Below are 19,884 nucleotides of genomic sequence, written 5' to 3'. Positions count from 1 at the left end.
GCCTTATGATGACAATGGAAAGTTTGTTGGTCTGTTGATCACTCAAGCGAAAACCCGGCCGATCGCCGGGAAGGCTTGTCAAAAGGATATTGGTTGAGTCGGACGTGGTGCGATCAGACCGCATCGAAAGGCCGGGACCAGGTGGCCCCATGCCTTGAGATCGCCGGGTCGCGCGGAGAAGAGCCCAGCCATCGCCGCGTCGGTCACCAAGTCACAGGATTTGCCAGAGCTGGAACAGCACCCCTGAGGTAAAGGCTCCGTTCAGAGAGAGCATGAGATAAAGCAGGAAAACCGGCGGCCGCGCCAGCGCCCAGACCGCCATGGCCGCAGGGATCGAGGTGACGCCACCGGCGACGAGGAAGGCCATCCCCGCTCCGGGCGCCATGCCCTGCTCGATCAGCCCGCCGACCAGCGGCAGGGCTGCGTAACCATTGAGGTAGGCAGGCACGCCCACCAGGGTCGCGGTCACGATGGGCAGCAAGCCCTCTCCACCCAGTGTTGCAGTCACCGTTTCCGCAGGGATCCATGCCAGCATCAGGCTTTCAAGGATGAAGGCCAGCGTCAGCCACTTGGCGAGGAAAAGCGTTGTGCTCAGCGCCGTCTTGCCGAACTTCGCCCGTCGCTCGGGCTCGGCCCAGAAGCGCCAGACCACGGGCTTGGGCGCGCGGATCCTCGCGCCGCCGCAGCCCCCATTGCCGATCCCCTCGCGCAGTGGATCGGTGAAGGCCCCACCCTTCATCATCAGGTGCACCACCGCCCCGCCGAACACGCCCAGCCCGATGGCGGCCAGCGTCTTGGCCACCGCGAACTCAAGGTCCAGTACGCCTGCCGTCAGCACGAACATCGAAGGATCCATGATCGGCGAGGCGAGCCAGAAGGCCATGACTGCCGAAAGCGGCACCCCCATCGCCAAGAGCGCAGCGATCAGCGGGATGACCCCGCAGGAACAGAACGGCGAGATGCCTCCCGCCAGCGCGCCCAAGCCGATCATCAGGAGCGGCGCGCCGGTGAAGGCCCTGGCGATCAGGTTGTCGGCGCCCGTCGCCCCCGCCCACGCCGCGATTCCGATCGAGAGGATCAGGAACGGCGCCGTGCTCAGGAGAGCGCCTCCGGCAAAAATCGCGCTGTCCACGGCCTGCGGCGTGTCGAAGATCACTAGCCCCGCAAGGATGGCGGCAGAGGCGAGCCAGACCCGCTGATCCTGCCAAACATGACGCAGCATTGACCGGAGGCCAGGTATCGGGAGGGTTGTATCAGTCATCACTAAATATCCAGAATTACGGTTGTTTAAAGGTAAGAAAAAGGCGCGCGTTTCTCATGCAGCATCCTCCGACGGACGGACCGCGACACCTACGCAGCATTCGGAGGTCAGAAAACCGACAAGCGCGTGCATCGCAAGAAAATCGACCCGATTGATTACCTCGCGGCCCTGTTTTTCCTGAAGGACCAGCCCGGCATCCACCAGCGCGGACAGGTGATGCGCAAGTGTCGAAGGCGCGAACCCCAGATGTTCGCCAATATCGCTGACCCGCAGCCCATCGTCACCGGCTTTCACCAAAAGGCGAAAGATCGACAGGCGGGCGTCATGGCCAAGAGCGGCAAGGGCACGGGCATTGGGGCTGATCGTTGTCATGGCACTAACATAACTACAATTCTAGTTTTGTAAATGATTCCACATCAAATCTGTCGTAATTCATCTTCAGCGAAATGTCCTCTGCGCACCGCTCGGGTCGCAATATCCGCCCTCCGCCCCGACCAAACGCAACAGGCGCTTTGCTTCGCACCCAACCGTCCGAGGATACAGCCGCGCCCGAACCGAGCCTCGCGGGCTTGGGATCTGCTGCGGATGACCGGGGTCGTCCGAACCCTGATATTTGGCGGCATCGACAGGATGCATATGCATCGGGTCGATATTGGGAAGACCCTGGATCATGCAAAACCGGCGCGCGTGTGATTGGCGAAAGCGACGAGCGACAGCATGACAGGCACTTCGACGAGCACGCCCACCACAGTAGCGAGCGCTGCGCCGGAATTCAGACCGAAAAGGCTGATCGCCACGGCAACGGCGAGTTCGAAGAAGTTCGATGTACCGATAAGCGCGCAGGGCGCGGCGATCCGGTGCGGCACCCGCAGGGCATAGGCGGCGGCATAAGCCAGCGCGAAGATGCCATAAGACTGGATCAGGATCGGGGCGGCAATGAGCGCAATGACCTCCGGCCGGTCGAGGATCACCTGACCCTGGAGCCCGAAGAGGATCACGACCGTTGCGATGAGACCCACGACCCCCCAGGGCTTCACCCGGTCGCGGAAGGCGGCGATGCGTTCTGCGCTGCCGAGACGCGCCCGCGTCCAGAGGCCCGCCAAAAGCGGCAGGGCGACGAACAGGACGACTGACAGAACCAGCGTCTCCCACGGCACCGCGATGTCGGTCACACCAAGGAGGAAGGCCACGATGGGCGCAAAGGCGAAGACCATGACGACGTCGTTCACCGAGACCTGGAGGAGCGTGTAGCTCTCGTCGCCCCGGGTCAACTGCGACCAGACAAAGACCATCGCGGTGCAGGGTGCGGCGCCCAGCAGGATCAGCCCCGCGATATACTGCTGCGCATCCTCCGGCGCAATGAGGTCGGCAAAGACCACCTCGAAGAACAGGACGCCGAGCGCAGCCATGGTGAAGGGCTTGACGAGCCAGTTGACCGCAAGCGTGATGGCGAGGCCCTTCGGCTGCTTCACCACGTCCCGCAGGCTGCGTGGGTCCACACCGACCATCATCGGGTAGACCATCGCCCAGATGAGCACGGCAACGACAAGGTTGACGCTCGCGACCTCAGCCGCGGCGACGATCTCGACCAGCGCCGGAGCAGCGGCACCGATGGCTATGCCTGCCAGCATGGCGAGTGCGACCCAGAGGGTCAGATATCGTTCGAAGACAGTCATTTCGGGGTGACCTCGGGTTCCGTCGCGTTAAGACGCCCAGCCGCGAGCGCCGAGAGGGCCACCATCAGGGTGGCGGTTCCAAGCATCAGTGGGAGACCTCCGATGTGGTAGGTGAGTCCGGACAGGACCGTACCGAGAAGCCGCCCGCCCGCGTTCGCCATGTAGTAGAAGCCCACGTCCATCGTAACACGCTCGGCCTTTGTGAAGGCAAGGATCAGGTAGGAATGTAGCGCCGAATTCACTGCGAAGATCGCACCGAAGACGAGCAGTCCCGCGACCATAGTAACGGTGAGCCAGGGCTGTGGCTCGCCCGACACCAGCGCAGCCGCGGTCAGCGCGGCCGGGACTGCTGCGAGCGTCCAGGCACAGCTGCGGGCCTTGCCCACGAGATCGCGTTCCGGCGTGCCGGCCGCGCGCAGAAGCTTCGGCGCCGAGGCCTGCACCCCACCATAGAGGATGATCCAAAGCGCCATGAAAGTGCCGATCATGAAGAAGGCGGCGCGATTTCCCTCGGGAGTGCCGTCGGACAGGACACCATAAAAGTAGATCGGGATGCCCACGACGAACCAGACGTCCCGTGCGCCGAAGAGAAAGACGCGTGCGGCCGAGAGCCAGTTGACGTTGTTGGACTTGGAGAAGACCTCGGAGAATTTCGCACCCTTGCGGCCCTTGGGCAGGCCCGGCGGCATGGCGATCAGCACCGCGACGAGGATCACCGCCAGCACGGCGGCCATGGCCAGGACTGCCCAGAAGAAGCCGATCGTGGCCAGGAGCGCGGCGCCGAGCAGGAAGCCAAGCCCCTTCACAGCGTTCTTCGAACCCGTGAGGAGCGCGACCCAGCGGAAGAGGCCGCCGCTCTCGGTCGGCGCGAGGATCTTGACCGCCGACTTCGAGGACATCTTGGCGAGGTCCTTCGCCACGCCGCTCGCACCCTGCACCACCATGACGAAAGCCACCGAGAGCCCAACCGCCCAGCCGGGGTCGAACTGTGCAAGTGCGACCAGCGCCACGATCTGAATCCCGAGGCCTGCGTAGAGCGTCGAGGTCAGTCCGAAGCGCGCCGCGATCCAGCCGGCGGAAAGGTTCGTGACCATACCGGCGATTTCGTAGAGTACGAAAAGGTAGGCGAGCTGCACCGGCGTGAAGCCAAGCGTATGGAAGTGCAAGAGCACCAGCATCCGCAGCGCACCGTCCGTCAGCATGAAGGTCCAGTAGGCGGCCGTGACGGCGATATAGGCGGACAGTCCCTCGGGACGCACTGCTTCACGATGGCCGATCAAAGCGAGGCTCCCACCATGAGCGCGACGTCGACCAGACGATGGGCATAGCCCATTTCGTTGTCGTACCAGATATAGACCTTCACCTGGGTCCCATTCACCACCATGGTCGAAAGTGCATCCACGATGCCCGACCGCGGGTCGTTGGTGTAGTCGGCCGAGACGAGCGGGCGCTCCTCGTAGCCGAGGATGCCCGCGAGCGGCCCCTCGGCAGCGGTCTTGAACAGTGCATTGACTTCTTCTGCCGTTGTCGCCCGCTCCACCTCGAAAACGCAGTCGGTGATTGAGGCGTTCAGGAGCGGCACCCGCACCGCGTGTCCGTTCAGGCGCCCCTTCAGTTCGGGATAAATCAGCGTGATCGCAGTAGCCGAACCGGTGGTGGTCGGGATCAGCGAGTTCAGCGCCGAGCGCGCCCGGCGCAGGTCCTTCGCGGGCCTGTCGACGATGGTCTGGGTGTTCGTGACATCGTGGATCGTGGTGATGGACCCGTGACGGATGCCAATGGCCTCATGAATGACCTTCACCACCGGTGCCAGGCAATTGGTGGTACAACTCGCCGCCGTGACGATCCGGTGCGCCGCTGCATCGTAGATGTCATGGTTGACGCCGTAGACGACGTTGGCCGCGCCGCCATCCTTCACCGGCGCCGAGACCACCACCTTCTTCACTCCCGCCTCGAAATAGGGCGCAAGTTTCGCCTCGGACTTGAAGACGCCCGTGCAGTCGATGACCACGTCGACACCCTCCAAAGGCAGCTTGGACAGGTCGCTCGTTCCGATGAAGGGCAGCCGGACGCCGTCGACCGTCACGGACCCTTCGTCATGGGAAAAGGCGGCGTCCCACCGGCCATGGACCGTGTCGAACTCCAGCAGATGGGCGTGCATCTCCGGGTCGCCCACCGCGTCGTTGATCCAGGCGATCTGTGCACCGCGCGTGAGAAGCGGGCGAAGCGCAAGTTTGCCAATCCGGCCGAGGCCGTTGAGAGCATAGACCGTCATGCGGGCGCCCCGGCGTCGGTCCGGCCGATATCGTCAACCGCCTTCTGGAGCGAGATGCGATCGAGCGAGGCGATCGGAAGCGCCGCGAAGGCCTTGATCCTGTTTTGCAGAGCCCCGTAGGCCTGCTGAAACGCGAGGCTCTTCTGTGCATCGGTTCCCTCGGTCTTCACCGGGTCCGGCATGCCCCAATGCGCGCTTACCGGCTGCCCGGTCCAGGCCGGGCATTCCTCGTTCGCCGCCTGGTTGCAGACCGTGAACACGAAGTCGAACTTCGGCACGTTCTCGCCCTGGAACTCGGCGATGTTCTTGGCCCGAAGAACCGAGGTGTCATGCCCCTTGTGCCGCAGCACTTCGAGCGCAAACGGGTTCAGTTCCGAGCGGGGCCTGGTGCCGGCGGAGTAGGCTTCGAAACGATCGCCCGCCTCCTTGCGCAGAATGGCCTCGGCAAAGATCGAGCGGGCGGAATTGCCGGTGCAGATAAAGAGCACCTTGTACTTGCGGTCGGACATGGGTGTATTTCCCTTGGCAGAGGACAAAGAGACGTGAGAACAGAGCTCCGGCCGACCCCGACAGCAGTCGAGGAGCAGGTAATCGAAGGTGCGCCGCACCTCCGTCATGGCGACCTGGTAGAGCAGCGACGTACCGACCCGCTCCTGGGAGACCAGCCCTGCCTGCTGCAAGGCCGAAAGGTATGCCGACAGCGTCGAAGCCTTGAGATCGAGCGCCTCCGCCAACTCTCCAGCAGGCACGCGGTCCGGATACCGGCGCATGAGGAGCCGGAAGACGGCCAACCGTTGCGGATGGCCAAGGATGGACAGGCGGGAGGGAATCAATTCTTCCATATTTCATGAATATCAGAAATATTGACCTCGACAATCGCCTGCCTGCGTCGTTACAGAAATTTCACAAGCCTCGGCAGATGGCCGGGTGAAGGAAATTGACAAGATCATCGCCGGGTCTGGTTTGCCGGACGATCACAAGCCGGAGACAAACGCGATGCGTCGACGGATATTCTGCGCTGAACTCGGGTTCCGGCAATCCCGGCAATCCGCACCGGGTCCATATCCCGATGGCGGATATCCGGGTCACTCTCGGCTGGCCTGCGTTCCGCTGCCGCAACCTTCCTTTCGTCCGACATGCCGCGATCAGCCCGGGTGTGGCGTGGAACGCCGCCCTGCATCCAGTCCGGGACCCAGCCGCTGTGGCAGCCGGGATCCTTTCGAAAGTCGAGCACGGCCATCATGTCGCTGTTTCTTTCAGCCGACCGACCGCTTACGATTCTTGTGAGGCAGAAAACAGGAGAAGACGATGCACCGAGCCCTCTCTATCGCGCTGCTGGCGCTTTCTATCGGAACCCTCCTGAGTTCCAACCCTGCGGCGGCCGCATCTCTCGGGCGCTTCGAGGTTTTTGGCGTTGAAGACGACGACATGCTCAAGATGCGCGCAGGCCCCGGAACAGGGTACCGCGTGATCCTTGGACTGCCGAACGGCATCGTATTGCGAGTCCACAAATGTGAGCAAACCGGCGGGACGCGCTGGTGTAGCGTGACTCTGGAACAAGCACGGGGGATCAAAGGATATGTGTCCTGGGCATACCTGAAAAAACTGTGACCGTTTGCTCGTGGTTCACGCCACGCGACATCAGCGAATCCACAGCCGACAGGCGCCGGGCAGTCTCGCGTCACCATCAGAAAGTTTCTGGGCGAGGGCTCGGTCGAGCGGAAGTACAAGACGCCATCCCGACCGGGCAAGCTGGACCCGGCGGGAACCGAATATACAGCTTTGCCGGCAGGCGAATTCTCTTCGGACTGCAGTGAAATTCCTCGAACCGGTCAGTCGGGCATGACGCAACGCCAGGAGACCGCCCTGCCCGCTCCGACCGGATCCCTTTCGACGACGCCCCAAAGAAATGGATCGCACCATCAAACCCCTGGATCAAACCCCTGGCTCAAAGCGTAGATATCGAGATCCTCGGCGATCGAAACTGGTCCGGTGAAGTGCGTCTTGACCATTTCCAACGCGGATTCGTGGCAACCGGGCGCGTCCATGTGGATCCGGAAATGAGTGAGCACCAAGCGGGCCACGCCGGCCCTTACGGCCGTTCGGGCGATTTGCGCAGGGGTCGGGGTCAGGGGTTCCATCGCCGGGTGCACGGTCTCGCCATCCAGCCTGTAGCACCAGTGCAGCAACAGATCGGCGCCCTCCGACAATGCCTCAAGGTCGGGACAAAGGCCCGCATCGCCCGAATAGACGAATTTCAGGCCTGCGTGCTCGACGGCGAAAGCCATGCAGGAGAGCACCGGCTGCGCATGCGGCACCTCGCAGGAGGTCAGTCGCCAGTTGTCCGTTTCCAGGACGAACCCCGGATTGATTTCGGTGATCACCGGGCTGGGCCAGGGCCGTGGAAGAGTTCCGCCCCGCGCCTTCCAGACCTCCTGCGACGGCAGGAGTTCGGTCCGTGCCCGCAGATCGTGCGCCAGAACACCGTCGGCCCCGAAGAAGCCTTCCGTGATCCGGGCGATCGGGGGCGGGCCGAATACCCTGATCGGCGTACCGCCTTCGTCCCACGCAGCATGGACGAGGCGCGCGTAATCCATCATGTGATCGGAATGCAGGTGAGAAAAGACCAGATGCGTGATCTCGGATGGTCGGCGCCCCGCGCGCAGAAGGTTGTCGAAGACGCCTCCACCACAATCGAACAGGATCACATCCTGGCCGACATCGAGCAGATACCCCGACGACGCACGGCGGACATGGGCCTCGGGAGAGCCCGACCCAAGAACGGTCAGCTTCATCCCGCGATCTCCGGAGGCGGCGTTGCGCCCGGCGCCCCAAGACGGAGCGCCGCGTCACGCCCGCCCATCCGCGCGATCAGCGCGGCCTGATCCTTGAAGGCCTGTTCGTCCGTCGCCTCTGGGTCGAGAATGCCGCGCAGTTGGGCTTCCAGCTCTGCCAGCGTGTCGGCATAGGCGGGATCGGCAGCCAGGTTGGCGGTCTCCTCCGGATCTGTGGCAAGGTCGAAGAGTTCGGGCGGGAAACCGACGTAATGATTCAGCTTCCAACGCCCCTTCTTCAGCATGAAGGCGCCCGAGACCGCTCCTGCGGCGTGGTATTCGCTGAAGACAGGGCGGTCGGGGTTTTCCGGCTGCTGTGCGATGTCTGGCAACGGTGTTCCCGCGCAGTCGAATGCCTGTCCGAAATGGGCAGGGATCGTCGCGGCAAGGTCAAGCAGCGTCACGGGTGTCCGGCAGACGCCGGGAGTTACATTCGGGCCTGCCATGATCATCGGAATGGCGACGCTTTCCTGATAGAGGTTCGATTTCCCCCAAAGGCCACGCGCGCCAAGATTATCGCCGTGATCAGATGTATAAACGACGGTCGTGCTGTCCGTCAGGCCATGCGCCTGCAACGCCGCCAGAATGCGACCGACATTATGGTCAAGCCATGAGGTCAGGCCGAGATAGGCGGCGATGGCACATAGGCGCTCGTTCTCCGAGGTGAACTTCGCTTCGCTGTTCATCATGGCGTTCTGCTTATCCACCCACGGATGCCGGCGATATCCGTCCCTCGGATGCAGCTTTGGCGGTGGCAGATCCGAGAGCGGGTAAAGATCGAAATATTCGGGCGGCGCCACGAGCGGAAAATGCGGTGCGACAAGCCCGACATAGAGACACCACGGCCTTCGATCGCCAGAAGCCGCCCTTTCGGCCAGCCAGCGGCAGGTGCGATCGGTGACTGCGGCATCGTATTCGGTGTATTTGCTTTGGCCGGGGCCGATGTAGTCGCCAAGCATCCGGCCGTCGTCACGGATCACCCGTTCGTCTTCCTTGCGGATCGACGCCCAGACCATTCCGACACCATCTGCCACCATCATCGGCAGGTGTTCGACATCGAACCCCGCCGGGTCTTCCTCGCTGCGGTAGTGCAGTTTGCCAATACTTTCCACCGGCACCCCACCGGCCTGCAATGCATGACCCCAGCCGGGTATGGACCCGTCATAGGGCATGGCATTGTCCCACAGACGGATCTTGTGAACCGGCTGCCCGGTCGCAAAGCTGGCGCGTGCCGGAACGCAAATGGGGGACGGGGTATAGGCTTCGGTGAAACGCAGCCCCCGCGCCGCGAGCAGATCGAGGTGGGGCGTCCGGACAATGGGGTGTCCGACACACCCCATGGCGCGGGCCTGATGTTCGTCCGACATGATGACCAGAAAGTTGTGCCCCGCCATCAGTCGAAATCCTGTGCTTCGGCCGCCAGTTCCAGCTTGTCGAGCGCGCGGTAAAGAACGGCAAGCTCACCCGCGTCCAGCGCGCCGCGCAGAAGATTCTGCCGCTTTCGCATGATGGGCAAGGTGCGTTCGACCAACTGCCGTCCCTTCCCGGTCAAGCCCAGCGTCTGGGCGCGCTGGTCGCTGTCATCCCCTTCGGCCACGACAAGGCCCTCGGCCACCAGAAGCTTGATGTTGCGGCTGACCATGCCCTTGTCGAGCGCCGCATGTCGCGACAGATCCGCTGACCGGCGCAGCCCTTCGACACCGATCAGTGCCAGGATGCGCCATTGCGTGAGCGTGATCCCCGCATGTTCGCGCAGCACGCGCGACGCCTGTGCATTCAGTTTCGCCTGAACCCGCGACAGCCGATAGGTCAAAAATTGCTGTAGCTGCAGCTCTGGCTGGGGTTCGGCGATGCGGGCAATGTCGTTCTGGCTCATGCTCCGGTCCTCATTCCTGTGGGCATTCTTGCCCGCCAAAAGTTGATGGGTCAACATTATAGTTGACGGGTCAACCAATTTATGACTGACTTCCGCCAGGAGATCAGGGAGGACTGCCATGAGGACCGGATTGAAAGCCGCGATAGCGGCATTGGGACTTTTCGCCATGACAACCGCGGCCAGCGCATCGGAGTGGACCCCGCCGGGGCCTGTCAAGCTGATGATCGCCTTCGCCGCCGGCGGGGGCGCGGATACCCAGGCGCGGCTGATCGCCGAAGAACTCGAAGCGCGCACCGGATGGTCCTTCATTCCCGAGGAGGCAACCGGCAAGGGTGGCCTGACGATGCTTGCGTCGCTGAAGGACCAGCCGGCCGACGGCACGGTCATCGGAATGGCGGTGACCGAGGCGCTGGGCTACAACATGCGTTCGGCCGACATGGGGCTGACGCCTTCCGACTTCACGGGGCTGACCACCACCGCAGGGTTCCAGATGGGGATCGTCGCGCGCGCCGACAAAGGCTGGACCACCTTCTCTGACGCGGTCGCGGCGGCAAAGAGCGATGGCGCGCTGCGCTTCGGGGTCATGTCGCCCAAGCTCGACGACATCGCCTATCTGCTGGGGCGGGCCCAGGGGATCGACCTGAACATCGTGTCGCTCAAGGGTGGAAAAGAGGTGCTGGACGCCATCGTCGCGGGGGATGTCGATCTGGGCTTTGTCGCAGGCATCCAGTCCAAGGGAGTCGCCGCCGGCGATCTCGTGAACCTCGCCTCCGGGCTATCCGCGCCGCTGGCCCAGACACCCGAGGCCCCGACACTCGCCGATCTGGGCGTCACACCCTTCAACGCAGACGGCTATTTTGTCTTCGTCGCGCCCGCAGGCGTGCCGCAGGATGCGCGCGACGCTCTTGCCCGGGCAATCGCCGAAATCGTGAACGACGAGACGACCAAAGCCGGCGGGCTGGTCAAGAAAGCCTTCGGCGGGGCGACAACGATCATGGGCGCAGAGCTCGACGCGTTGATGGCTGCCGACTATGAAAGTGCCGCCGCGTTGATGGAAGCCGCGTCACAGTAGGCCTGACCAGTACCTAATGGCCGGGCCAAATCGGCCCGGCCCGGGTAAAACAGCGCAAGGACAAGCTCGCCATGTCCGGATATCCCAAAGGAAACGTCCTGATTGGCTGCAGCGTGATCGCCTTCGCGCTGATTACCCTTCTGGTCTGGATCCCTTCGGACACGGCCACGGGCATCGTGGAGACAGTGCGCCGTCGTACCGTGATCGGAGACGCAATGGCGCCGAGTCTGGCCGCCCTCTTCCTCCTGGTGGGAGGGCTGCTCCTGCTGACGGCAGAGCGTCGCGCCGCGAGTCAGCCCTTGCCTTCACGCGAGGCGGTCGTGTTCGCGCTACAGATAGCGCTTATCCTAGTGGTCAGCTTGCTTCTTATGCGCTGGACCGGGCCATTGGCCGCTGCGCTCGCGGGCGAGGAATATCGCCTGCTGCGCGACAGCTATCCCTGGAAACTCGCGGGATTCATCCTGGGGGGCACCGTCATGGTGGCGGCCCTTCTTGTGCTCGCGGAACAACGCCTGTCGCTGCGAGTTCTGGTCATAGCGCTGGCCGCGGTGATCGTATTGGTCGCGATCTATGACCTGCCCTTCGACGATCTGCTTCTGCCACCCAACGGGGACGTGTGATGGGCATGCTGGACCATGCATGGCTGGGCGTGCTGGCGGTTTTTCAGGGCCCGGCAGCCTTCAGCCTCTTCAGCCTGCCAATTTCATTCACCCTGCTTCTGGTCTTCGCGGGCTTTGTCCTTGGCATCGTGGTGGGCGCCACACCTGGGCTTGCAGGACCGATGGCCATGGCGATCTCGCTGCCGGTCCTGATTTCGATCTTCGGCTATTCATCCGACGCGCTGTTGCCGGTCATGGGTTTCCTGATCGGCGTGATGAAGGGCGCAACCATCGGAGGGGCGGTTCCCGCGATCCTATTCAATACGCCGGGCACACCCGATGCGTTCATGACCACGCTCGACGGTCATCCAATGGCGCGCGCGGGCAAGGCAGGCAAGGCCCTGCGCGTTGCGCATTTCTCATCGGTCACCGGTGATACCTTTTCGGACATCGTCCTGGTACTCTGCGCTCCCTTCCTGGCGCTTCTGGTCGAGGCCTATCTCGACCTGCCCGAAAAGACCGCGCTGCTGATCTTGTCACTCAGCTTCATCGCGGCGGTGGTCGGCGGATCGCCGGGCAAGGGCCTGATTTCGACAGGACTGGGGTTGCTGGCGGTCTATGTCGGTTCGGGCGAGGACTTCTATCCCCGCCTGTCAATGGGAACCGAAACGCTGTCGCGCGGTTTCTCGGTGACGACGGCGGTTCTGGGTGTCCTGATACTTGGCGCGGTGTTCGAGGGGATGCAGGAAACCTTCCACGACCATCGCCGTCAGCCGGGCGCGACAACGCATGCGCTGACGGGGGACCAGGTGCTGCGGTTTGCCGATATCCGCCGGCTCCTGCCCTATATCGGCCAGTCCGCCGTCATCGGCACCCTGATCGGCGCGCTGCCGGGGATCGGATCGACACTTGCCGCGACACTGGGTTACACTCTTGGGCGGACACGTCATCAAAAACACCAGCCGGCGGGCGCGCCCGGCTTTGGCGACGGTGTCCCCGAAGGCGTTGCCGCGACCGAGGCCGCGAATTCCGCCGTTTCGGGCGCGAACCTGATCCCGGTCCTGTCTCTGGGCATTCCCGGCAATGCAGCGGCGGTCTTCCTGATCCTTGCCGCGGACAGTATCGGCGGCTTCACCCCGGGACCGTCGGTCTTCCGCGTTCCTTCCGAAGGGATCAATCCCGAACTGGTCGTGGCGTTCGGCCTCTTTACCGCGATGTTCCTTGCAAACGCGCTCAACTGGACGCTTGGCGGACTCTTCATGCGATCGATGGGTGTGATGACCCGCGCGCCCAAGCATATCCTGCTGCCTATCGTGCTTTTGCTGACGCTGACCGCGATCTACGTGCAGGAGCCACGGATGGAAGCGATCCTTTTCGCGCTCGCCTTCGGCTTCCTGGGCTACTTCATGCGCAAGGCCGGGATCTCTCCGCTGCCCTTCGTCATCGCGTTCATTTTGGGCGGTACGCTTGAACAGACCGCGCGTCAGGCTTTCGCCGCGACCGGGGGCGATCCCTTCTTCCTGTTCGCGAGCCCCATCGCCGCGTTCTTCATGCTGGCCGCCGTCGCCGTCATTGTATTCACCGCAAGAAAGCCTGTCACATGAACCGCCCCAATATCCTTCTGATTTCCGCCGACCAGCAGCGTGCCGATTGCCTTGGGTTCATGGGCCGAAAAGTCAAGACGCCGCATCTCGACCAATTGGCGGCAGAGGGTACACATTTCAGCGCCTGCATCACCCCTTCGGTCGTCTGTCAGCCGGCCCGGGCGTCGATCCTCACGGGCCAGCTCTGCCGGACTCACGGCGTGCATGACAACGGCATCGATCTTGACCCCGCTACGGGCGAACGCGGCTTCGCCGGGTCGCTGGCGCAGGCCGGGTATCAGACCGCTATCTTCGGCAAAGCGCATTTTTCGACCTATCACACCTATGAACCGACCGGCACGCCGGAGTGCCTGCGTTCCTCGGCGCAATACGGGGCGGACTGGAACGGGCCCTACATGGGCTTCGGCCATGTCGAACTGATGCTGGTCGGCCACAACTGGTTTCCGCCGGAAAAACCGCCTGCCGGCCAACATTATGAACGCTTCTTCCACGCAGACGGGCGCGGCGACGAAAAGATCGCGCTCTACTGGGAGAACGCAGGCGATACCAGGGGGGCCGCCCAGACCTGGCATTCGCGTCTGCCTGTCGCCTGGCACAACACGCCCTGGACGGCGGACCGCGCCATCGACTGGTTGCGTCACGGGCGAGACCGCGATCATCCTTTCTGCGTCTGGGTCAGCTTTCCCGACCCACATCACCCGTTCGACTGCCCCGAACCGTGGTCGCGCCTGCATCACCCGGACGACGTGGATCTTCCCGCGAACCGCATGCGCAACCTTGAAGGCAAGCCCTGGTGGCATGAGGTCGCCCTGACAGGCGAGCCAGGCGACGCCAAGTTCGCCGAGGTGCGCAAGCAATACAGCCGCATCGGCCCGCAAACGGACGAGCAGTTGCGCGAGATCATCGCAAATACCTATGGCCAGATCAGTTTCATCGACCATCAGGTCGGGCGGCTGATGATCGCTCTGGATGAGGCCGGTCTGCGCGACGACACGCTGGTTGTCTATATCTCGGACCATGGAGACTGGCTGGGCGACCACGGGCTGATCCTTAAGGGCCCGATGCATTACGAGGGGCTCTTGCGCGTGCCGATGATCATTCGCGGACCCGGCGTGCCGATGGGCCAGCGGATCGACAGGCCGGTTTCGACACTGGACCTTTGCGCGACCTTCTGCGACGCAGCCGTAGCGGAGCCGCTGCTTACACAGCATGGCGCATCGTTGCGGCCGGTGCTGGAGGGGCGTGCAAGCCGCGACTTCGCGCTCAACGAATGGGGCTTAGGACCCGGCAGGCTCGGCGTGTCGCTCGAACTGCGGACCGTCCGAACGTCCCGGCACAAGATGACGATAGATCTCAATTCCGGGGCGGGCGAACTCTACGACCTTGCAACCGACCCACAGGAGAACGACAACCTTTTCGACGACCCCGATTCCGCAGGTATTCGAGATGAACTGGAGCGTTACATCGCCTCCCGTCCAGACGATATCACTGCACACCGGGTTCCGGTCGGAACGGCCTGATCATGGCGCAGGAAGCAGACGCGCCATTCTGACGAAAGGTTTTGCCGAAGCTGGACGCAAGAAGGGCGCCGCCGCTTCGAGGACAGGGGCGCTGCACCGATCGGGTCAAAGGGCTGAATGGTCCGCTCAGCAGTCATTACCGCTGATCGGCGTCACGCCCGCAAAGGACAGCAGTTCCGTCATCTGACCAAAACACTCGGATGTCTGCATTGGGACCGACTTGTCGAATGCTGCGCTTGGCGCGAATGCATGAAAGTCACGCAAAGCGGTCGTCGGAACAGGAAACCGGGCGCAAACCGATACCGGCGGTCAAAACATGTCCAGTTCTTTTGTCATCACCATCCAGTTGTCGATCCGTGCCCGCGCCCGTTCTGGGTTACGCTCGGCAACGGCATGCACCACGAAATTCAGGATCGAGTTCAGCGATGCCGTCGACTCCAGAAACAAGCCGGTCTTCGACTCGGCATGAAACACCAGATCGGTGTGGCTGTAGGCCCAGTTGTTGTATTCGTCGGTGAAAACCACGACGTCAAACCCACGACGGCGGGCGATCTTGCAGGTTAGCTCGGCCTCGCGCGCATAGGGCATGATGTCGATTAGGACCAACAGGTTCTTCAAGCCTTCGATGGATTCCGCCGGCGGCGCCCATTCGACCAGTCCCCCTTCATTCACGGCGATGAAGCGCACGGCGTCCCGCACGACGCCAAGCCTGCGTGCAAAATCCTCGGCCATGCCCTTCACTGTCTGAAAACCCGTCACGAATATCCGGTCCGCATCGGATAGCCGGGTTGCCATTTGTTGCCATTCGGGACGGGCAATCTGGCTGGACAATTTCCGGATCGCTTGGCTTTCCCCCTCGATCATCGCGCTGTCGCTGCCCGAGAGCAACCGCATGACTCGTTCGGTGCTTTCAATCAGGGTTTCCGTCCTGGTAAGCTTGAGTTGCTCTTTCAGGTCGCGGATGCCGCGAAAACCGAGTTTGTACAGGAACCGGCTCACGGTGATCTCGCTGACCTGCGTCGCGGCGGCCAGCGAGGCTCCGGTTTCCAGACCGATTTGCGCCTCGTTGTTCAGGATATAGCGTGCGATGCGTTCCTCGGACTTGGTCAGGCGCGGCATGTTCGACCGGATGATCTCGGTCACGGGATTATTCATGATAGATTCCTAACATTCCCACCATTTGCTAATTTTTTTGCTGGATGTGTGCAACGCTTTCGACAGAAAACGCTCCGAATCGCTATCGGGCAAGTAGGGAGAACGCTCATGCTATTCACCAAGATCGTCGCTACCAGTCTGACGGCAATCGGCCTATTGGCCGGTGCGGCACAGGCTGAAGAATTAAGGCTCTATAATTGGGGCGACTACATCAATCCCGAAATCCTGGCCAAATTCACCGAGGAAACGGGCATTGAGGTCGGTCTTGATACCTATTCTTCGAACGAGGAGATGCTGGCCAAGATCCAGGCTGGTGCGACAGGGTACGACATTGTCTTTCCGTCGATTCACATGGTCGATATCATGCTGAACCTGAACCTTCTGGCCAAGACCGACATCAACCAGGCCGCGGACTGGGGCAATATCGACACGGACTTCCTGCGTGCGGCCAACGATCCGAACGGCGACTATTGCATGCCCTATGGCTGGGGCACGGTCGGCATCTTCTATAATCGCGAAAAATCCGGTGGCGATATCACCAGCTGGGAAGAGTTCTTCGCCATCCCTGGCAAGACCGGAAACAAGATCACGCTCCTTGATGACATGCGCGAAGTGCTCGGCATCGGTCTGATGGCAACCGGTGCCTCGGTCAATTCCACCGACCCCGCCGAGATCAAGGCCGCCACCGACTGGCTGATCGAACGCAAGGGCGACGTGTCGGCCTTCACCTATGCCTTTCCCGGCCTGTTTCTGTCCGGTGACGTGGCAGCGGGCCAATTCTTTGTCGGTCTCGCCGGGGCGATCACGGAAGACGACAATCTGCAATATGTGATCCCGTCCGAGGGCGCGACCATGTATGAAGAGGCGATGTGCGTTCTGGAAAGCGCGCCCAACAAGGAAGCAGCGCGCAAGTTCATGGAGTTCATGTTGCGCCCCGAGATTTCGGTGATGAACACCAACCAGCAGTTCAACGGGTCGGTCAACGTGCCGGCGCGGGCGATGCTGGCAGATGCGATCATGATGGACCCGAACATCAACGTACCCGCCGCCACGATGACGCGGTTGCAGATGTTCGAGGACTTGGGCAAGGCGCTCAAGGCCTATGACCGCGCCTGGAACACGATCCGCACGGCAGAGTAAGCGTGACCCCTTCACCGGGCGGCACACCGAGAGGGGGCGCCCGGACAAACCTCAACCCGAAAACCTGTGAGGATGGATGCAGCCGATCCTTCAAATACGCGATGCCCGAAGAACCTATGCCACCCCCGAGGGCGGCACGGTCAACGCGCTCGACGGGGTCAATCTGGACGTCGGCGCCAATGAGTTCGTCACGCTTCTGGGTCCTTCGGGTTGTGGCAAGACCACACTCTTGCGCGCCATAGCAGGATTCGAAGAACTCGACGGCGGCGCGATCCACCTCGAAGGTGCCGATATGCGCGGCATCCCGGCCTTCCGCCGTCCGGTGAACACCGTGTTTCAAAGCTACGCGCTGTTTTCTCACATGAGCGTGGCGCGCAACGTGGCGTATTCCCTTGAGGTTGCCGGGGTTGGCAAATCCGAACGCATGCAACGGGCCGGAGAAATGCTGGACCTGGTCGGGCTTTCGGGCATGGGCGCGCGGAAACCTTCGCAGCTTTCCGGTGGCCAACGGCAACGGGTGGCGCTGGCCCGCTCGCTGATCGCGCGGCCCAGGATACTTCTTCTGGACGAGCCCCTTTCAGCACTTGATCGGCAGTTGCGCCAGCAGATGCAGGTCGAACTCAAGAACCTGCAGGATGAGGTCGGAGTCAGCTTCGTCTTTGTCACCCACGATCAGGAAGAGGCGTTGACAATGTCCGACCGTATCGTGGTGATGAAGGCAGGCCAAATCGAACAAATCGGCAGCCCGCGCGAGATTTATCGGCGTCCAGCCACCCGTTTCGTGGCCGATTTCATTGGCGAGACGAACATGGTGGCGGTCGCGCTGACAGGTGACGGAAAGGCCACGACTGACGGCGGTCTTGTCCTTGCCGTGCCATCCGACAGCGGTACGGGCAGGGCCACGGCGATCTTGCGACCGTCGGACCTGAGCTTGACCGCCGCCGATTGCGCACCCAATGGCGCGATCCCCGGCACGATACGTCAGGAAATCTATCTTGGGTCCGAGCTTCATTTCCTGATTGATGTCGGAGGGTCCATCTGGCGGGTCACCGCCCGCGATGATGGCCGCGACTATCACACCGGGATGCGCGTAGCGCTCACCTATGACCCAGCCAATGTTCACCTGATGCCGGAGGCGGTTTGATGCGGCGGCAGCGGCTCTTTCTTCTCGGGTTGCTCTCTCCGGTCACGCTTTACCTGGGCGTATTCTTCTTTGGTCCGCTTGCGATCATTGCGGTGTTTTCCGTTCTCGAACCAGGCCTGTACGGCGGTGTAGAATGGAATTTCTATCACTGGAATTATGGCCGCATATTCGGCTGGGCCGACGGCGTCGTCGAATGGTACGAACCTGTCTACCTGAAAATCCTGTTCCGTTCGATGCTGATGGCGGCATTTACCGTGATCGCCTGCCTGATCTTGGTCTATCCCGTCACGTTCTGGGTCAGCCGCCTCCCGCAGCGTGCGCAGCTTTTCTTCATGTTCCTGATCACGCTGCCATTCTTCACCAGCCTGATCATTCGGCTCTATGCCTGGCTGGTGATCCTGAAACCTTCGGGACTCATCAATGATGTGCTGCTGGGTATCGGTCTGATCGAAACGCCGCTCGACATGCTGTTTACCCGCTTCGCGGTGGTGTTGGGCATGGTCTACGTGATGATCCCGTTCATGTTCCTGCCTGTTTACAGCTCGGTCGAACGGCTCGATCGGACGCTGATCGAAGCATCGGGCGATCTGGGCGCGCGCGGCTGGCAGACTTTTCTCAAGGTGATCCTGCCGCAGACCCTTCCCGGCATCGCCGGCGGTTCGGTTCTGGTATTCATCCCGTCGGTCGGCAATTTCATCATTCCGGACGTCCTTGGCGGGGCCAAGGGGCTGATGATCGGCAATCTCGTGGAACAGCAATTCCTCGACGCGCGCAACTGGCCCTTCGGTGCGGCGCTGAGCATGGTGATCATGGCCGTGGTCCTCACCGTGATGCTGATCTATGCCACCAAAATCGTTCGCGCCGGTCAGCGCATTGGAGAGGTATGATGCGCAAGATCCGTCCCTGGCCCCTGACCCTCACGCTCTACAGCCTGCTGTTCTTTTGCTTCATCTATCTTCCGCTCGTCGTCGTCATCGTCTTTTCGTTCAACTCCAACGTGCTCGACATGGCGTCGTGGGAAAGCTTTACCTTCGACTGGTATCTCGGCCTTTTCGGCTTGCGCGAGGTTGCACCCTCGCAGGGCACCTCGGCGATCTACGTCGAATCCACCGACCAGCTTCTGAATGCACTCAAGAACTCGCTGATCGTCGCCACGTTCACCACGATCATCTCGACCACCATCGGCACCGCCACCGCCATCGCCATGGCCCGGCACCGCTTTCGTCTTCGCGGCACCTATCAGGGCGTCATGATGCTGCCCATGATGATGCCCGATATCGTGCTGGGTATCGGGCTTTTGATTTTCTTCATCACACTGGGCTTCAAGCTCAGCTTGTTGACCATCATCATCGGCCACTGCACCTTTCTTTCTTCCTATGTCTTCATAGTGGTACAGGCGCGCATGGCCGGGCTCGACCCTGCGCTGGAAGAAGCCAGCGCCGATCTGGGGGCAAACGAGTGGGTCACGTTCCGCAAGGTGTTGTTGCCGCAACTCATGCCAGGCGTGGTGGGCGGCGCCATGCTGGCATTCATCATCTCGATGGACGATCTGGTGATCACCTATTTCATTGCGGGCACCGACAGCACCACCCTCCCGATGTTCATCTTCTCGATGATCCGGCGCGGCGTGAAACCCGAGATCAACGCAATCGCAACCCTTCTCATCCTGGCCTCGCTGATCATCGCGGGCGCAGGTCTTTACCTCAGATCGCGACGCGTGGAGTAGAA

General features: G+C 62.0%; 19 protein-coding genes. 9 read left to right on the top strand and 10 right to left on the bottom strand.

What is annotated here, in order from left to right:
• Positions 1–211 precede the first annotated feature (211 nt).
• The 6 genes from BLT75_RS13085 to BLT75_RS13055 all read right to left on the bottom strand — a co-directional run bounded on the left by BLT75_RS13085 (position 212) and on the right by BLT75_RS13055 (position 6,054).
• Complete coding sequence (locus tag BLT75_RS13085; RefSeq protein WP_093032210.1) at positions 212–1,261, bottom strand: permease; 1,050 nt, start codon at positions 1,259–1,261, stop codon at positions 212–214.
• Positions 1,262–1,315: 54 nt separating this feature from the next.
• On the bottom strand, positions 1,316–1,633 hold the full coding sequence (locus BLT75_RS13080; protein ID WP_093032208.1) for an ArsR/SmtB family transcription factor: 318 nt from the start codon (positions 1,631–1,633) through the stop codon (positions 1,316–1,318).
• A 296-nt stretch (positions 1,634–1,929) separates the two neighbouring features.
• Complete coding sequence (gene arsB / locus BLT75_RS13070) at positions 1,930–2,937, bottom strand: ACR3 family arsenite efflux transporter (RefSeq protein ID WP_093032202.1); 1,008 nt, start codon at positions 2,935–2,937, stop codon at positions 1,930–1,932.
• Positions 2,934–4,217, bottom strand: a complete 1,284-nt coding sequence (gene arsJ / locus BLT75_RS13065) for an organoarsenical effux MFS transporter ArsJ (protein ID WP_245706513.1) — start codon at positions 4,215–4,217, stop codon at positions 2,934–2,936. Before arsJ ends, arsB begins: the two co-directional genes overlap by 4 nt.
• On the bottom strand, positions 4,214–5,212 hold the full coding sequence (locus BLT75_RS13060; protein ID WP_093032199.1) for an ArsJ-associated glyceraldehyde-3-phosphate dehydrogenase: 999 nt from the start codon (positions 5,210–5,212) through the stop codon (positions 4,214–4,216). Before BLT75_RS13060 ends, arsJ begins: the two co-directional genes overlap by 4 nt.
• Positions 5,209–6,054: an arsenate reductase/protein-tyrosine-phosphatase family protein gene (locus tag BLT75_RS13055; protein ID WP_093032196.1), complete on the bottom strand. Its 846-nt coding sequence runs from the start codon at positions 6,052–6,054 to the stop codon at positions 5,209–5,211. The genes BLT75_RS13060 and BLT75_RS13055 overlap by 4 nt, the downstream gene beginning before the upstream one ends.
• 466 nt (positions 6,055–6,520) lie before the next feature.
• Here BLT75_RS13055 and BLT75_RS13050 point away from each other — a divergent pair, with 466 nt between their 5' ends.
• Positions 6,521–6,823 (top strand): SH3 domain-containing protein, encoded by a 303-nt coding sequence (locus tag BLT75_RS13050; RefSeq protein ID WP_093032193.1) that lies wholly within the window; start codon positions 6,521–6,523, stop codon positions 6,821–6,823.
• Between the two features lie 311 nt (positions 6,824–7,134).
• On the opposite strand, the gene BLT75_RS13045 is transcribed toward BLT75_RS13050, so the two are convergent.
• Genes BLT75_RS13045 through BLT75_RS24380 form a run of 3 tightly spaced genes read right to left on the bottom strand, consistent with a single transcriptional unit; the run spans position 7,135 to position 9,922 of the window.
• Entirely contained in the window at positions 7,135–8,007 is an 873-nt protein-coding gene (locus tag BLT75_RS13045; protein WP_093032190.1) for an MBL fold metallo-hydrolase, read from the bottom strand.
• The gene (locus BLT75_RS13040) at positions 8,004–9,440 is read right to left on the bottom strand and encodes a sulfatase family protein (protein ID WP_093032187.1); all 1,437 of its coding nucleotides are present in this window, start codon (positions 9,438–9,440) and stop codon (positions 8,004–8,006) included. Before BLT75_RS13040 ends, BLT75_RS13045 begins: the two co-directional genes overlap by 4 nt.
• Entirely contained in the window at positions 9,440–9,922 is a 483-nt protein-coding gene (locus tag BLT75_RS24380; protein WP_176828004.1) for a MarR family winged helix-turn-helix transcriptional regulator, read from the bottom strand. The genes BLT75_RS13040 and BLT75_RS24380 overlap by 1 nt, the downstream gene beginning before the upstream one ends.
• Before the next feature lie 118 nt (positions 9,923–10,040).
• Between BLT75_RS24380 and BLT75_RS13030 the strand changes: the two genes are divergently transcribed.
• From BLT75_RS13030 to BLT75_RS13015, 4 genes are all read left to right on the top strand, one after another.
• On the top strand, positions 10,041–10,994 hold the full coding sequence (locus BLT75_RS13030) for a Bug family tripartite tricarboxylate transporter substrate binding protein (RefSeq protein WP_093032184.1): 954 nt from the start codon (positions 10,041–10,043) through the stop codon (positions 10,992–10,994).
• A 71-nt stretch (positions 10,995–11,065) separates the two neighbouring features.
• Complete coding sequence (locus tag BLT75_RS13025) at positions 11,066–11,614, top strand: hypothetical protein (RefSeq protein WP_093032182.1); 549 nt, start codon at positions 11,066–11,068, stop codon at positions 11,612–11,614.
• A gap of 5 nt (positions 11,615–11,619) precedes the next feature.
• Entirely contained in the window at positions 11,620–13,197 is a 1,578-nt protein-coding gene (locus BLT75_RS13020; protein ID WP_176828014.1) for a tripartite tricarboxylate transporter permease, read from the top strand.
• Entirely contained in the window at positions 13,194–14,717 is a 1,524-nt protein-coding gene (locus BLT75_RS13015) for a sulfatase-like hydrolase/transferase (RefSeq protein ID WP_093032176.1), read from the top strand. Before BLT75_RS13020 ends, BLT75_RS13015 begins: the two co-directional genes overlap by 4 nt.
• Before the next feature lie 309 nt (positions 14,718–15,026).
• On the opposite strand, the gene BLT75_RS13010 is transcribed toward BLT75_RS13015, so the two are convergent.
• Entirely contained in the window at positions 15,027–15,872 is an 846-nt protein-coding gene (locus BLT75_RS13010; protein WP_093032173.1) for a MurR/RpiR family transcriptional regulator, read from the bottom strand.
• A 108-nt stretch (positions 15,873–15,980) separates the two neighbouring features.
• Between BLT75_RS13010 and BLT75_RS13005 the strand changes: the two genes are divergently transcribed.
• The 4 genes from BLT75_RS13005 (at position 15,981) to BLT75_RS12990 (ending at position 19,882) form a co-directional block, all read left to right on the top strand.
• Positions 15,981–17,012, top strand: coding sequence for a polyamine ABC transporter substrate-binding protein (locus tag BLT75_RS13005; protein WP_093032170.1), 1,032 nt, complete (start codon positions 15,981–15,983; stop codon positions 17,010–17,012).
• Positions 17,013–17,088: 76 nt separating this feature from the next.
• Positions 17,089–18,156, top strand: coding sequence for an ABC transporter ATP-binding protein (locus tag BLT75_RS13000; RefSeq protein WP_093032167.1), 1,068 nt, complete (start codon positions 17,089–17,091; stop codon positions 18,154–18,156).
• Positions 18,156–19,043 (top strand): ABC transporter permease, encoded by an 888-nt coding sequence (locus tag BLT75_RS12995; RefSeq protein WP_093032164.1) that lies wholly within the window; start codon positions 18,156–18,158, stop codon positions 19,041–19,043. The genes BLT75_RS13000 and BLT75_RS12995 overlap by 1 nt, the downstream gene beginning before the upstream one ends.
• Positions 19,043–19,882 carry an ABC transporter permease gene (locus BLT75_RS12990; RefSeq protein WP_093032252.1) on the top strand — a complete coding sequence of 280 codons (840 nt, stop codon included), beginning with the start codon at positions 19,043–19,045 and terminating at the stop codon, positions 19,880–19,882. Before BLT75_RS12995 ends, BLT75_RS12990 begins: the two co-directional genes overlap by 1 nt.
• Positions 19,883–19,884: the final 2 nt, after the last annotated feature.

The organism is Ruegeria marina, from assembly GCF_900101475.1.
Classification (GTDB): Bacteria; Pseudomonadota; Alphaproteobacteria; order Rhodobacterales; family Rhodobacteraceae; genus Ruegeria_B; species Ruegeria_B marina.
Note: the sequence above shows the minus strand (reverse complement) of the source record. Positions and strands in the feature narration are given on the sequence as shown.